This window comes from Bacillus fungorum (assembly GCF_002746455.1).
GTDB classification, from domain to species: Bacteria; Bacillota; Bacilli; order Bacillales; family Bacillaceae_G; genus Bacillus_A; species Bacillus_A fungorum.
Map to the genome: position 1 here is coordinate 1 of NZ_NWUW01000004.1, position 14,257 is coordinate 14,257.

Sequence of the window (14,257 nt, forward strand, 5' to 3'; positions counted from 1 at the left end):
ATATATAGATTATTATAATACGAAACGGATTAAGGCAAAATTAAAAATGAGCCCGGTACAATACCGGACTCACTTTTATCAAGCTGCCTAATGAAATAACCGTGTCTAACTTTTAGGGGTCACTTCATTTGCTACTCTTTTTTGAGTATTGTCGCTGTACCTTCTACGACAATATCATCTGATTGATTATAGATGTTTGTTTGTAATGTAATGATTTTTTTATCATCCCGTTTTTTAATGACTTCTGCCACAACGCGAAGTGTATCGCCGATTTTGACAGGAGCGCGGAATGAAACGTTTTGAGATAAATAAATCGTATTTTTGCCCGGAAGTTTTGTTCCAAGGATGGTAGAAATAAAACTCGAAACGAGCATACCATGGGCAATACGTTGTTTAAACATTGTCGTTTTTGCAAAAGAGTCTAAAATATGAATGGGATTCACATCTCCAGTCAATTTTGCAAAATTGATAACGTCCTCATCCGTAATCGTTTTTGTAAGTGATGCTTGATCACCGACTTGAATCTCATCATAACGAAGCTCCGGGACGGTTTGTGCTTCTTGAAATGGATTCATTTTGTCCTCCTTCTTTTCCATATCGAAAAATGTCAGCCATCTTGATGTAGTAGGAGGAAGAAAGAGTTTTGTTTGTGCTGCAGTTAGCTCCCACATTTTTCTTACTTGATGGAAGTAAATAGATTTTTTGAGTTTTCCTCGAACTTTTTTGCGAGTTCCAACTGTTTTGACTTGAACTCTTCCAAAAAACCTTCTAACTGTTTTTGAGCCTCTTCACGTTGTAATTGTTGTTGTTCAATAAATTGCTTTGTCGTTTCTTCAAATTGACCGCTTGTTTGAGTAAGAATAGACAAAGATGTTTTTGTAGGAGAAACAGTAAGCTGTTGCATATGAGCAGAAAGTTCTTTCCACTTGTCTTGCCACTCATTAATTTGATCATTTAAGGAGTTTCCAGTTAATTGCTTCACGTAATCTGTATATTGGTTATTGAACTGAGCAGTGAATTGTTGTAGTTCTTTTTCTAGTTCATCTACTCCTGATGTTAATTTATGCAAAGCGTCTTGTTGTTGTTTTAATGTTTCTAAAGTAAGTTGCTCTAATTGTTTCCCAGCTGAAGAGAAAAGGGAAAGTGATTGAGACCAGTTTTTCCAAAATGCATCGACTAATTCGTATGGTTTAGTTTCCATTGTTTGACCCCCAAATGTTTTTTTACATATTGTGAACGCAGATTACTCTGCTGTACCACCAGGTGAAGATGAAGAATCCTTTTCATCCTTTTCTGGAGAAGTAGAAAATGGAAAGAATGCATTGGTGTATAACGTGAAAAACGTCCGCAACATATTTTGATAATGTTCAAAAGAAGTCGCACATGTTGTTAAATATTGCTCTCCATATTCAGTTAAAGAATAAATTCTTTTGGCTGGCCCTCCGTCGCTTGTATCCCAAGTAGAAGAAATAAGGTTTTCTTTTTCTAATTTGCGTAGTGTTCTGTACACATTACCTTGGTCAACAGAAGAGAAGCCGATATCCATTAGCATTTGAATAAGTTTGTAACCATGAAGACTCCAGTCTTTAAGACAGAGAAGTAAGAAGGGAACTAAGAAGTTTTTTGGCATGGAGTTTGGTTGTTTCGCTTGGTTATTCTCCAAACTTTCGCGTTGTTCTGGTTCATTTTGTAGCATGATTGTGCATCACCTCATGAATCAGTTAGATGGAATTTTTTGCTTATAAGTGCAATTTACACCTATCTGTTTTTAATGTCAATATATTTGTTGGAAAATAAAGAAAAATAAAATATAGACTTGAAGTTTTATTCAGAATATTAGAAAATAGTGAATAGGTTGAATTGTTTCAAAAACGAAAAAGGGAGTGTAGGTAAAGTGATTGATCAAAAATTCGATCCACTACAAGCATGGAAAAATGCTTATGAACAAACCGAAACATTTTGGGGAAAAGCGCTCAATGAAACAATTAAAACAGAAGAATATTCTGCTTGGATGGGCAGTGTTCTAGACTTGAATTTGTTTTATCAAAAAGCATTAAATGATACAACAAAAAACTATTTAGAACAGGTAAATGTGCCTACGAAAGAGGATATCGCTAGAGTGGCTACGCTTGTTATTAACTTAGAAAATAAAGTAGATAACATTGAGGAAGTTCTAGAAGAGAAAGTGGATTCATTAGGACAAGCTCCTACATTAAAGCGTGATGTTACGAAAGTAAAACAAGATATTCGCACATTAGAAACGAAAGTTGATCAAATTTTAGAATTGCTAGAAAAGCAAAATGAAGTACTAGCGAAACTACAAGAACCTGTAAAAGAAGAAGTAAAACCTACGAATAAGCCAGAAAATAAAAAGTGATAATAGCGCTTGTTTATAACAGATAAAAGAGAGAGGGAGAATCTCTTTTCTATGTATAAACAGCGAAACATAATTATATAGGGACTCCATTGTATGAGTACCAAAATGATTCATAATAGTCGTTCACAAATTCATTTAAGGGGGAAAAGAAATGGTTCAATTAAATGGAAAAGTAGCAATCGTAACAGGTGGGGCAAAAGGGATTGGTAAAGCGATTACAGTAGCGCTAGCACAAGAGGGAGCAAAAGTTGTTATTAACTATAATAGCAGTAAAGAAGCAGCTGAAAACTTAGTAAATGAACTAGGAAAAGACGGACATGACGTTTATGCAGTTCAAGCGGATGTTTCTAAAGTAGAAGACGCAAACCGACTTGTAGAAGAAGCAGTGAATCATTTTGGTAAAGTTGATATTCTTGTTAATAATGCTGGTATTACAAGAGATCGTACATTCAAAAAGTTAAATCGTGAAGATTGGGAACGCGTAATTGACGTGAACTTAAGCAGTGTGTTTAATACGACAAGCGCGGTACTTCCATACATAACGGAAGCGGAAGAAGGTAGAATTATTAGCATTTCTTCTATTATTGGTCAAGCGGGTGGATTTGGACAAACAAACTACTCAGCAGCGAAAGCAGGTATGCTAGGATTTACAAAATCATTAGCATTAGAGCTTGCAAAAACAAATGTAACTGTAAACGCTATTTGCCCAGGATTTATTGATACTGAAATGGTAGCAGAAGTACCAGAAGAAGTACGTCAAAAAATCGTTGCTAAAATCCCGAAAAAACGTTTTGGTCAAGCTGATGAAATTGCAAAAGGTGTAGTATACCTATGCCGTGACGGTGCTTATATCACAGGTCAGCAATTAAACATTAACGGCGGATTATATATGTAATGAAGTAAGAAAAAAGTGCATATCCATAGCAGGAATGCACTTCTTTTTTTAGAAGGAAATTGCCCAAAAAGGAGATAGAAAAATGACTACATTCGCAACAGAATGGGAAAAGCAATTAGAGCTATACCCAGAAGAGTACCGAAAAGCATACCGCCGAGTGAAAAGGGCGAGTGAAATTTTATTACGTGAACCAGAGCCGCAAGTAGGATTAACGCCGAAAGAGGTTATTTGGACGAAGAATAAGACGAAGCTTTATCGCTACATTCCAAAACAAGAAAAAACACAAAGAGTTCCAATTCTATTAATATATGCTCTTATTAATAAACCATATATTATGGACTTAACTCCTGGAAATAGTTTAGTGGAATATCTAGTGGACCGTGGTTTTGATGTGTATATGCTTGATTGGGGCACATTTGGTTTAGAAGATAGTCATTTGAAATTTGATGATTTCGTGTTTGATTACATTGCAAAAGCAGTAAAAAAAGTAATGCGAACTGCAAAATCGGACGAGATTTCTTTACTTGGTTATTGCATGGGTGGAACGCTAACTTCTATTTATGCGGCACTTCATCCGCACATGCCAATTCGCAACTTAATCTTTATGACAAGTCCTTTTGATTTCTCTGAAACAGGATTATATGGTCCTTTATTAGATGAGAAATATTTCAATTTAGATAAAGCGGTTGATACATTTGGCAATATTCCGCCAGAAATGATTGATTTCGGAAACAAAATGTTAAAACCAATTACAAACTTTGTTGGCCCATACGTTGCTTTAGTAGATCGTTCAGAGAATGAGCGCTTCGTGGAAAGCTGGAGGTTAGTTCAAAAGTGGGTTGGCGATGGCATTCCGTTCCCAGGTGAATCATACAGACAGTGGATTCGTGATTTTTATCAAAATAATAAACTGGTTAAGGGTGAACTCGTTATTCGTGGACAAAAGGTAGACCTTGCAAATATTAAGGCGAATGTCTTAAATATTTCAGGGAAACGTGATCATATCGCCCTGCCCTGCCAAGTAGAAGCATTGCTAGATCATATTTCTAGCACAGATAAACAATATGTATGTTTACCAACGGGACATATGTCAATCGTTTACGGCGGAACAGCTGTAAAACAAACATATCCGACGATTGGAAATTGGCTTGAAGAGCGTTCCAATTAAAAGTAAAAAATCCAACTAGCGTTGTGTTAGTTGGATTTTTTTATGGAAAATAACAAAACATAGAAAGGAGAAATTTACATTTTAGGAGTATAATTATGAAACTTATGACTGGTAGGTTGTTTTGGAATACAGGAGTTTCTGTACCTTGTTATCCACTGTTAGAAAATGATATGATATGTGATGTGCTCGTAGTCGGAAGTGGCGAAGCAGGTGCTCATATAGCATATTCGTTAGCGAAAATTGGCATGAGTGTTACACTCATTGAAAAAAGGGCAATTGCATGCGGTAGCACAGCTGCTAATACAGGTTTACTACAATTTCTTCATGATAAATCGTTAACTTCACTCATCCATACATTTGGTGAAGAAAAAGGGGTACGAGCATATAAGCTTTGTTATGAAGCGCTCAGAACAATGGAGAAAGTTGTACCGACTCTTGATATTGATCCCCAGTTTATTCCGCGAAGTAGTTTGTATTATGCAAGTAGAAGTGAGGACGTATCGTTTTTACAAGAAGAATATAATACGTTACGTCATTATGGATTCCCAGTTGAATATTTTACCGATTCACATATGAAGAAGAAGTATTCCTTTACAAAACAAGCAGCATTATATACGCATGGGGATGCTGAGGTGAATCCGTTTTTATTAGCGCATAGCCTTTTGCATAAAGCAAATCAAATGGGTGCTACTATATATGAACATACAGAGGCCATACATATAAAAAAACGCCAAAATGATTTCATTTGTTATACGAAAACAGGGAATCAAATTATAGCAAAGAATATTATTATGGCGACGGGTTATGAAGCGCTTTTCGGCAAGAAAGAAAAAAATACAACAGTGGAAACATCATATGCAGTTGTGACAAATAAGGTAGATTCATTTGAAGGCTGGCATGAACAATCATTAATTTGGGAAACAGCACGGCCTTACTTATATTTTCGAACGTATGAAAACCGTATCATTGTAGGTGGATTAGATGAAGCGATGCAAATTCAAACGATTGGTGACACGAAATTATTGCATAAGCGTGATATCCTTATTAACATTGTAAAAGAAATGTTCCCGCAGTATAAGAATATACAGGCAGAGTACTATTGGGCAGCTGCATTTGGTGGTAGTCATGATGGTCTCCCTATTTTAAAAGAAGACAAAAAGATACATAATTTATTTTATGCATTGCCGTATGGTGGTAATGGAACTGTGTATGGAATGGTATTTGCCAAATTATTTGAGCAGTTATTTACAAATAAAGAAAGTGAAGATTTTTCTTTATTTAATCGATAGAAAAAAGGTAGCGAAGTGATGGAATGAGAGATATAAAAAAGTTTTTACAAAAATTACGTCCTGTACAACTCATAGTTTTGTTTTATTTATTAGCAGTAGTTGTATCGGTAATCTTGCTTAGTTTACCGTTTGTTACGAAGTCTGGTGTGAAATGGACATTTATCGATGCTCTATTTACATCTGTAAGTGCAGTAAGTGTTACGGGTCTGTCTGTTGTTACGATTTCAGATACATTTACTACAGCAGGAATTATTATTTTAGCCCTTATTTTACAATTAGGCGGATTAGGAATTATGGCACTGGGTACATTCGTTTGGATTATAACAGGGAAAAAGATTGGTTTGCAGAGAAGAAGACTCATTATGGCAGACCATAATCAAGGGAATTTATCAGGCCTTGTAGAATTGATGCGCTCTATTTTAATTGTAATTATTTCGATAGAACTTATTGGAGCAATATTATTAGGTACAAGATTCTTACTTTACTTTCCAACTTGGCAAGAAGCTTATTTTCACGGTTTCTTTGCGGCTGTTAGTGCAACTACGAACGGCGGATTTGATTTAACAGGACAATCGCTAATTCCGTATAAAAAAGATTATATTGTTCAAATGATTCATATGTTACTTATTATTTTAGGAGCGATCGGTTTCCCTGTATTAATGGAAGTGAAACAATTCCTTAGTAAAAGGAGACAGCAACTATTTCGTTTTTCGTTATTTACAAAATTGACGACAACAACATTTTTTGCGCTCGTTGTCGTTGGAACAATCATGATTTTTTTACTAGAGCGAAATCATTTTTTAGCAGGAAGATCATGGCATGAAACAGTTTTCTATACATTATTCCAATCTGTGACGACGCGAAGCGGGGGACTTGCTACAATGGATATACTTGAATTGTCACAACCGACGCTTTTATTTATGAGTATATTAATGTTTATAGGGGCATCTCCAAGTTCGGTTGGGGGCGGAATACGTACAACAACATTTGCTGTTAGTATATTATCGCTATACACTTTTGCAAGGGGCGGTAGAACAGTTAGAGTCTTCAAACGTCAGCTACATGAAGAGGACGTGCTGAAAGCATCTGTCGTTATGACGATGGGGATTTTATTATGTGCCACAGCGCTATTCATTTTATCTATTACGGAAAATGTACAGCTTATGAGTTTAATCGTTGAAGTGTGTTCTGCTTTTGGGACGACAGGATTATCGACAGGTATTACGCCAAATTTAACAACTGTTGGTAAACTTGTCCTCATTGTACTTATGTTTATTGGGCGTGTCGGTATTTTAACATTTATACTAGCTAGTGGTGGAAGAGAACAGCCACCTCGCTATAAATACCCGAAAGAGAGAATTATTATTGGATAGTATGAAACCATTCTACCTATGCTAGGTAGAATGGTTTTTTAGTCGTTAATACCAAATTGCGGATGCATAAAAGCATCCTTCTTATTATCTCCTTCTTTTTTTAGCAACTCTTGATTTTCTTCTGAAATCCATCCAATATCATTTGTAGGATGGATCCATTCTTCTCCAGCCATAATGGCAGGATCTACTTCATCACTCCAATTGTTAAGCGGACTGTTCTCGGAATTATATTTACTGTCCCCGATTACGACGTCATATTGATTTATGAAAGGTTGTTGCATCTTCTTTTCTGTCCCTTTAAAAGATGGGAAATTCACTTGATGTGGGAGCGTTTCATCTAAAATTGGTGATTGAATTTTATCTTTTTTCTTCAAAATAATTGCTCCTTTTTATAATGATTTCTTCATAGATAGTATTTCCATCTGGCGGCTCTTATGTACTTGTTAACACTTGCCAGTAATAATTATTTCAGCTTGCTTCAAACTAGAGTAGAAAGTGAATTTTTGAGAGCAGGTGAATGGATTGGTAAAAAGAAAAGTGAAACAAAATGCGGCAATCAACAATAATAAAACTCCGAAAGAAAGCTTACCAGATGCAGAATTTGCATTAGAGTATGAAGGAGAAAATAGCGCGAAGTATGCAAATCGTAATTCAAAAAAAGGTAAACAAAAATGAGGCGTTTTTTACAAACGCCTCATTTTTTTGTGGGATTATAAAGGTTTTTTTAATTATTTGTAAATTTAGTGTTCATTATTAGGAGAAAAATGCGAAAAAACATAGAAGTAGCAACGTATTACACAAAAACAAACAACAAATAAAAGATTAATGTTGGTTTAATACTGCTTTTACACTAGTTGTTTATATTTGAGCTGTACATAAGATTTGTAAAAGGAGAGAGAGACAGTGAAAAAAACAATCTTTAAAGCTGTAGCAACTGGAATGGTATTTTCGTTATTAATGGGGTGTGGTGCAAAGAAAGAAGAAAGTGCTGGGGCAAAAGTAAAAGATGATAAATTATCTGGATCATTAACTGTTTACACAGCGATTGAAGAAGAACTTGTACCAATTTATCTTGATTCTTTTAAAAAGAAGTATCCAGATGTGAAGCTGAACATTGTTCGTGATTCAACTGGAGTTATTACAGCGAAATTGCTAGCTGAAGGAAAAAATACACAAGCAGATGTTGTATGGGGAACTGCTGCGTCAAGTCTATTAGCTTTAGATAAAAAAGATATGTTAAAAGGATACTCTCCAAAAGGAGCAGATCGTGTTCTTCCACAATTTAAAGATGATAAGCAACCAGAAAAATGGGTAGGTAATACGGCATTTATGACGGGGATTGCTATAAATAAAGAAGAATTAAAGAAGAAAAATTTATCGATGCCAGAATCATACGAAGACTTAACGAAACCAGAATATAAAGGAACGCTTGTTATGCCACATCCGGCTTCTTCTGGAACAGGATTTTTAACAGTTTCTGCATGGTTACAAATTATGGGTGAAGATAAGGGTTGGGATTACATGAAGAAACTTCATGAAAATATGGCAACTTATACTCATTCAGGTTCAAAACCAGCGAAATTAGCAGGCGCGGGTGAATATCCAGTTGGCGTCTCAATGGTTTATAGTGCTTTGAAAGAGAAACAAAAAGGTGCACCAGTTGAAGTTGTATTGCCGAAAGAAGGATTAGGTTGGGAAGTAGAAGCGAACGCACTTATTAAGAAAGATAATGCAAAAAATGAAAAATTAGCGCAAGCATTTTTAGATTGGGCAATTACTGATGATGTAATGAAGTTATACTTCGAGAAAAATGGATTTGCGACAATTAAAAATGATTATAAGCTTCCAGATGGATTCCCTAAAGATGTGACAGAAAAGTTATACAAAAAGAATGACTTTAAATGGGCAGCAGAAAATCGGGACAAAATTTTAGAAAAATGGGAAAAAGAGTTTGGCCAAAAAGCAGAACCGAAAAAGTAAGTGAGTGGGAGAGAGAAAAAATGAGCGAATATTTATCAATTCAACACATTCAAAAACAGTTTGATGCATTTACAGCGTTAAAAGATATTTCTTTTACTGTGAAAAAAAATGAGTTTGTATGTTTATTAGGCCCAAGTGGTTGTGGGAAAACAACATTGCTTCGAATTTTAGCTGGGCTAGAAGAGGCAACAACAGGTAGTATAGCTGTGGATGGAAAAGATATTACAGCATTACCTCCTGGAAAGAGGAATTTCGGAATGGTGTTTCAATCGTATGCATTATTTCCGAACTTAACAGCACTTGAAAATATTGAATACGGCTTAAAGACAAAAAAATATGGAAAAGCAGAAGTAAAAGAGAAAGCGCTAGAGGCGTTAGAACTTGTAGATTTGCTGAATGTAAAAGATAAATATCCTGCTCAAATGTCTGGCGGACAACAGCAGCGAGTAGCACTTGCACGTGCGCTCGCTCTGTCCCCGGATATTTTGTTACTTGATGAGCCGTTATCTGCTTTAGATGCAAAAGTGCGTGAAAAGTTACGTAGAGAAATGCGTGATTTGCAAGAAAAAGTGGGAGTAACAACTATTATGGTCACGCATGATCAAGAAGAGGCATTAACGATGGCTGATAAAATTGTTGTAATGAATCATGCGGAAATTATGCAGATTGGCACACCAGAGGAGATTTATCAAAGACCAGCCAATCCGTTTGTGGCAGATTTTATTGGTTCTATTAATTTCTTTTCGAGAAATAATGAAGAACATGCAATTCGTCCTGAACATGTAACAGTCGTACAAAAGGATGGTATTAAAACAATTGTAGAAAGCATGGAGTTCCGCGGATCTGTATACCGGACAGAAGTGCGAGTTATAGATGAGAGAACACATCTATATAATGAGAAAATCGTTGTAGATATATTGGCATCAGAAGTAGAAAAAACAGCTATTAGGAAAGGAAAGCCGATTCAAATCTCTTTCTCAGAAAATCATATGTTGTCATATGGAAAGAAGGTTGTTGTATAGATGGAGATGTTAGAAAATTTAAAGGTAGAAAGTACGAAAAAAAAGATTAAGAGACGTATCGGTAAAGAAGAGTGGATACAAAGACTATTAATTATTGGTATGCTTCTTGCATTTTTGATCATGCTTGTATTCCCTCTATTACAATTGTTTACACAAGCTTTTTATGATAAAGATGGAGCTTTCATTGGTCTTGCGAATTTCAGTAAATATTTCACAACTCCAACGCTAGTTCAATCATTACAAAATACGATATGGATTTCGGGTGCGACAACAATTATTGCAGTGACACTCGCTTTTGCTTACGCCTATGCGATCGCTCGTACGAATGTGTTTGGGAAGCGTGTATTTCAATATGTCGCGTTGTTACCATTATTCGCACCGACGATGATGCATGGTATCGCACTTACATATTTATTTGGTAATCAAGGGTTAGTAACGAAAGGAATGTTTGGTTTGTTTGAAGGGATACAAATTCCTTTATATGGACCAGTAGGAATTGTAATGGCTGAAGTCATGTATACATTTCCGCAAGCATTTCTTATATTATTAATTGCTTTTCAAGGCTCTGATTATCGTTTATATGAAGCTTCTAATATGCTAGGAGCGAGTAAAACAAAGCAATTTTTCACTGTTACTTTACCTAGTGTAAAGTACGGATTAATTAGTGCGATGTTCGTTGTGTTTACACTTAGTTTCACTGATTTTGGGGCACCAAAAATTGTTGGTGGGCAATATAATGTACTTGCTACTGACGTATATAAGCAAGTAATTGGGCAGCAAAATATGCCGATGGGTGCAACTGTCGGAATGATTTTATTAATCCCAGCTATATTTGCATTTGTAGTTGATCGCATTACGCAAAGAAAGCAGGCAAATCTCTTATCTTCTAAAGCAGTACCTTACAGAATAATAAATAATAAGAAACGAGATGTTATTTCATTCGTATATTGTAGCGTAGTAACGCTTATGATCATTCTATTATTTGTGGCAGTGGGTATTGCTGCAAGTGTGAAAGTATGGCCGTATAATATGAGCTTTACATTTGAGCATTTTAATTTTTCTAGTTTAACAGGAGATGGACTTGAAGCGTTTAAAAATAGCGTAATTGTTTCGGCAATTACAGCGGTTATTGGAGCGGTTTTAACATTTATGTTTGCTTATGCAATTGAGAAAATAAATCAGCTACAATTTTTCCGAAAAGCAGGTTACTTTTTCTCTATCGTCCCTTTAGCGATACCAGGTTTAGTACTTGGGTTAGGCTACGTCTTCTTCTTTAGTCAACCAACAATACAAATCTTTGGATTTTCAGTAATGAACCCGTTTCATTCTCTATACGGAACAATTGCTGTGCTAGTACTAGTCAATATCATTCATTTTTATTCTGTAACATTTGTTACGGCAACGACAGCTTTAAAGAAATTAGATCGGGAGTTTGAACTTGTTTCACAGTCGATGGGGATTCCGTTTTATAAAACATTCTTTCGAGTAACAGTACCGTTGTGCTTACCGGCGATTTTAGAAATGGTAATGTACTACTTCGTAAATTCAATGGTAACTGTCTCGGCAGTTGTATTCCTATACGCAGCTGATTTTAAACTAGCTGCCGTGTCAATTGTAAATATGGATGATGCAGGAAATGTAGCGCCAGCAGCTGCAATGAGTGTACTTATTGTTGTTACAAATATTGTAGTAAGAGTTGTATATGAATGGGGAACGAAAGCACTTCGTAACCGAACGTCACAATGGCAAAAAAGATAAGTGAGAAGGGTGATGGATAGAATGAAAATTGAAGCAGTTATTTTTGATTGGGCAGGTACGACAGTTGATTACGGATGTTTTGCACCACTGGAAGTATTTATGGAGATCTTCCATAAACGTGGGGTTGAAATTACAGCAGAAGAAGCTCGTAAGCCAATGGGGTTATTAAAAATAGATCATGTAAGGGCACTTACAGAGATGCCTCGTATTGCGAGTGAGTGGAATCGTGTTTTTGGACAATTACCAACAGAAGCAGATATTCAGAAAATGTATGAAGAGTTTGAAGAGATTCTCTTCGCTATTTTACCGCGATATGCGTCGCCAATTAATGGGGTAAAAGAAGTGATTGCTTCTTTACGTGAAAGAGGAATTAAAATTGGTTCAACGACTGGTTATACGAGAGAAATGATGGATGTTGTAGAAAAAGAAGCAGCACTACAAGGATATAAACCTGATTTTCTTGTAACGCCAGATGACGTTCCAGCGGGTCGTCCATATCCGTGGATGTGCTATAAAAATGCGATGGGACTTGGTGTCTATCCGATGAATCATATGATAAAAGTTGGAGATACGGTATCGGATATGAAAGAGGGAAGAAATGCGGGTATGTGGACAGTGGGTGTAATTCTCGGCAGTAGCGAACTTGGCTTAACTGAAGAAGAAGTGGAGAATATGGATCCTATAGAGCTTCATGAAAAAATAGAAGTAGTCCGTAATTGTTTTGTTGAAAATGGAGCGCACTTTACGATTGAAACGATGCAGGAACTTGAAACCGTAATGGAAGATATTGAGAAACAAGAACTTATTATTTCATAAAAGGGGAATAGGATCATGACTGAAAATCACTACTTATTATTAACGCCAGGACCATTGACGACAACAAAAACGGTAAAAGAAGTTATGTTATACGATTGGTGTACGTGGGATGTTGAATATAACACGATGGTGCAAGATGTAAGAGCTAAACTTGTATCGTTAGCAACGAAAGAAGAAGAGAAATATACGACTGTTCTAATGCAAGGAAGCGGTACGTTTTCAGTTGAAGCAGTAATTGGTTCTGTTATTCCTAAAAATGGAAAGTTGCTTGTTTGTACAAATGGTGCGTACGGTAAGCGAATTGTACAAATGGCAGAGATGTTACATATAGATGTGGTGGTTAGTCAAACGGAAGAATGGGAGCCTATTAATATTGCAGAAGTAGAAAAGATATTACAGCAAGATAAAAAGATTACACATATTGCAGTTGTTCATTGTGAAACAACAACAGGTATTATCAATCCAATTGTAGATGTATGTAAATTAGGGAAGCAATACGGAAAAATAACACTAGTTGATGCAATGAGTAGTTTTGGGGGTATTAAAATAGATATCGCTGAGTTGCAAATTGACTTTCTAATTAGTAGTGCGAATAAATGTATTCAAGGGGTTCCTGGGTTCGGCTTTGTTATTGCAAAGCACGATGAATTGTTGAAATGTAAAGGGCAGGCACGTTCATTATCATTAGATTTATACGATCAGTGGGAAACGATGGAAAATCAAAATGGGAAATGGCGTTTTACGTCACCTACACATGTTGTACATGCTTTTTATCAAGCACTACTTGAATTAGAAGAAGAGGGCGGAGTAGAAGCACGTTACAATCGATATTATAACAATCAAAAACTATTAGTGAATAGAATGAGAGAAATCGGATTTAAGCCACTAGTAGATGAAAAATATCAATCGCCTATTATTACATCCTTCATTTATCCAGAAGAGTGGTTTGATTTTCAGCAGTTATATAATGAATTAAAGCGTGATGGATTTGTTATTTATCCAGGTAAAATTTCAAAAGTAGATACGTTCCGCATTGGAAATATCGGTGATGTACATGAGGCAGATATCAATCGCTTAGTTGATAGTATCGCTAAAAGAGTTGATATAGGTTGAAAGTATTTTGCTTAGGTGGAGCAGGTAAAATTTGTCGTGAAGCAATTTTAGATTTGATACAATTTTCATCTTTTGAGACGATTACAGTAGCTGATTTTAATGAGGAAGAGGCCTTAAAGTAGTAGAATGGCTCAACGATCCTCGCGTAGATTTTGTGAAAATAGATGTACCGAATCATGAGGATACGGTTGCAAAAATGAAGGGCTATGACATTGTAATGGATGGTACAACAATTAAGTTAAATGGATTGTCTACTCAATGTATTGCAGAAGCAAGTTGTCACGTTGTGAATTTAAATGGATTTGGTGAAGAAAATGATTCGCATTCTATATTTTGTAAATCCACAAATTATTTTTGATGAACTAAAAAAGCGTGGTATTCATATTCATGAAGAAGTTTCTACTTACAAAGAAAGTTATAACTTTGTATAAGTAAGGAAGTTTATGAGGTAGAAATCAATGGGGTG

16 protein-coding genes and 1 pseudogene are annotated in these 14,257 nt (G+C 35.8%); 13 read left to right on the forward strand and 4 right to left on the reverse strand.

Annotated elements, in window-relative coordinates; translation table 11 throughout:
- Positions 1 to 91: IS3 family transposase (locus tag CO726_RS06525; RefSeq protein WP_130953558.1), on the forward strand; the 91-nt coding region annotated here is incomplete at its 5' end.
- 40 nt (positions 92 to 131) lie between these two features.
- Here CO726_RS06525 and CO726_RS06530 read toward each other — a convergent pair.
- The 3 genes from CO726_RS06530 to phaQ form a co-directional block, all read right to left on the reverse strand.
- Positions 132 to 575 (reverse strand): MaoC family dehydratase, encoded by a 444-nt coding sequence (locus tag CO726_RS06530; protein WP_098758796.1) that lies wholly within the window; start codon positions 573 to 575, stop codon positions 132 to 134.
- Between the two features lie 101 nt (positions 576 to 676).
- On the reverse strand, positions 677 to 1,201 hold the full coding sequence (gene phaP / locus CO726_RS06535; RefSeq protein WP_087965320.1) for a polyhydroxyalkanoic acid inclusion protein PhaP: 525 nt from the start codon (positions 1,199 to 1,201) through the stop codon (positions 677 to 679).
- A 42-nt stretch (positions 1,202 to 1,243) separates the two neighbouring features.
- The gene (gene phaQ / locus CO726_RS06540; protein WP_000939954.1) at positions 1,244 to 1,696 is read right to left on the reverse strand and encodes a poly-beta-hydroxybutyrate-responsive repressor; all 453 of its coding nucleotides are present in this window, start codon (positions 1,694 to 1,696) and stop codon (positions 1,244 to 1,246) included.
- 198 nt (positions 1,697 to 1,894) lie between these two features.
- On the opposite strand from phaQ, the gene phaR reads away from it, so the two are divergent.
- The 5 genes from phaR to CO726_RS06565 all read left to right on the forward strand — a co-directional run bounded on the left by phaR (position 1,895) and on the right by CO726_RS06565 (position 7,102).
- On the forward strand, positions 1,895 to 2,377 hold the full coding sequence (gene phaR / locus CO726_RS06545; protein ID WP_099683736.1) for a polyhydroxyalkanoic acid synthase subunit PhaR: 483 nt from the start codon (positions 1,895 to 1,897) through the stop codon (positions 2,375 to 2,377).
- A 151-nt stretch (positions 2,378 to 2,528) separates the two neighbouring features.
- Positions 2,529 to 3,272 (forward strand): acetoacetyl-CoA reductase, encoded by a 744-nt coding sequence (locus tag CO726_RS06550; RefSeq protein ID WP_000250407.1) that lies wholly within the window; start codon positions 2,529 to 2,531, stop codon positions 3,270 to 3,272.
- A gap of 82 nt (positions 3,273 to 3,354) precedes the next feature.
- Positions 3,355 to 4,440 (forward strand): class III poly(R)-hydroxyalkanoic acid synthase subunit PhaC, encoded by a 1,086-nt coding sequence (gene phaC, locus CO726_RS06555; RefSeq protein WP_000206336.1) that lies wholly within the window; start codon positions 3,355 to 3,357, stop codon positions 4,438 to 4,440.
- A gap of 95 nt (positions 4,441 to 4,535) precedes the next feature.
- Positions 4,536 to 5,729 (forward strand): NAD(P)/FAD-dependent oxidoreductase, encoded by a 1,194-nt coding sequence (locus CO726_RS06560; protein WP_099683737.1) that lies wholly within the window; start codon positions 4,536 to 4,538, stop codon positions 5,727 to 5,729.
- Positions 5,730 to 5,752: 23 nt separating this feature from the next.
- On the forward strand, positions 5,753 to 7,102 hold the full coding sequence (locus CO726_RS06565) for a TrkH family potassium uptake protein (RefSeq protein WP_099683738.1): 1,350 nt from the start codon (positions 5,753 to 5,755) through the stop codon (positions 7,100 to 7,102).
- Between the two features lie 38 nt (positions 7,103 to 7,140).
- Here CO726_RS06565 and CO726_RS06570 read toward each other — a convergent pair whose 3' ends face one another.
- Positions 7,141 to 7,476 (reverse strand): DUF3905 domain-containing protein, encoded by a 336-nt coding sequence (locus tag CO726_RS06570; RefSeq protein ID WP_136699431.1) that lies wholly within the window; start codon positions 7,474 to 7,476, stop codon positions 7,141 to 7,143.
- Between the two features lie 148 nt (positions 7,477 to 7,624).
- Between CO726_RS06570 and CO726_RS31690 the strand changes: the two genes are divergently transcribed.
- The 7 genes and pseudogenes from CO726_RS31690 to CO726_RS32390 all read left to right on the forward strand — a co-directional run.
- A complete protein-coding gene (locus CO726_RS31690; protein WP_000240799.1) occupies positions 7,625 to 7,777 on the forward strand; it encodes a hypothetical protein in 153 nt (50 codons plus the stop codon).
- Between the two features lie 228 nt (positions 7,778 to 8,005).
- Positions 8,006 to 9,082, forward strand: coding sequence for a putative 2-aminoethylphosphonate ABC transporter substrate-binding protein (locus tag CO726_RS06585; protein ID WP_099683740.1), 1,077 nt, complete (start codon positions 8,006 to 8,008; stop codon positions 9,080 to 9,082).
- Between the two features lie 20 nt (positions 9,083 to 9,102).
- A complete protein-coding gene (locus CO726_RS06590; protein ID WP_099683741.1) occupies positions 9,103 to 10,104 on the forward strand; it encodes a putative 2-aminoethylphosphonate ABC transporter ATP-binding protein in 1,002 nt (333 codons plus the stop codon).
- Positions 10,105 to 11,862, forward strand: coding sequence for a putative 2-aminoethylphosphonate ABC transporter permease subunit (locus CO726_RS06595; protein ID WP_136699432.1), 1,758 nt, complete (start codon positions 10,105 to 10,107; stop codon positions 11,860 to 11,862).
- Positions 11,863 to 11,883: 21 nt separating this feature from the next.
- Complete coding sequence (gene phnX / locus CO726_RS06600) at positions 11,884 to 12,678, forward strand: phosphonoacetaldehyde hydrolase (protein WP_099683742.1); 795 nt, start codon at positions 11,884 to 11,886, stop codon at positions 12,676 to 12,678.
- A gap of 15 nt (positions 12,679 to 12,693) precedes the next feature.
- The gene (phnW, locus tag CO726_RS06605) at positions 12,694 to 13,791 is read left to right on the forward strand and encodes a 2-aminoethylphosphonate--pyruvate transaminase (RefSeq protein WP_098758806.1); all 1,098 of its coding nucleotides are present in this window, start codon (positions 12,694 to 12,696) and stop codon (positions 13,789 to 13,791) included.
- Positions 13,788 to 14,134: pseudogene (locus CO726_RS32390) on the forward strand (saccharopine dehydrogenase NADP-binding domain-containing protein); the annotation flags it as partial. The gene phnW and the pseudogene CO726_RS32390, both read left to right, overlap by 4 nt.
- Positions 14,135 to 14,257 lie beyond the last annotated feature (123 nt).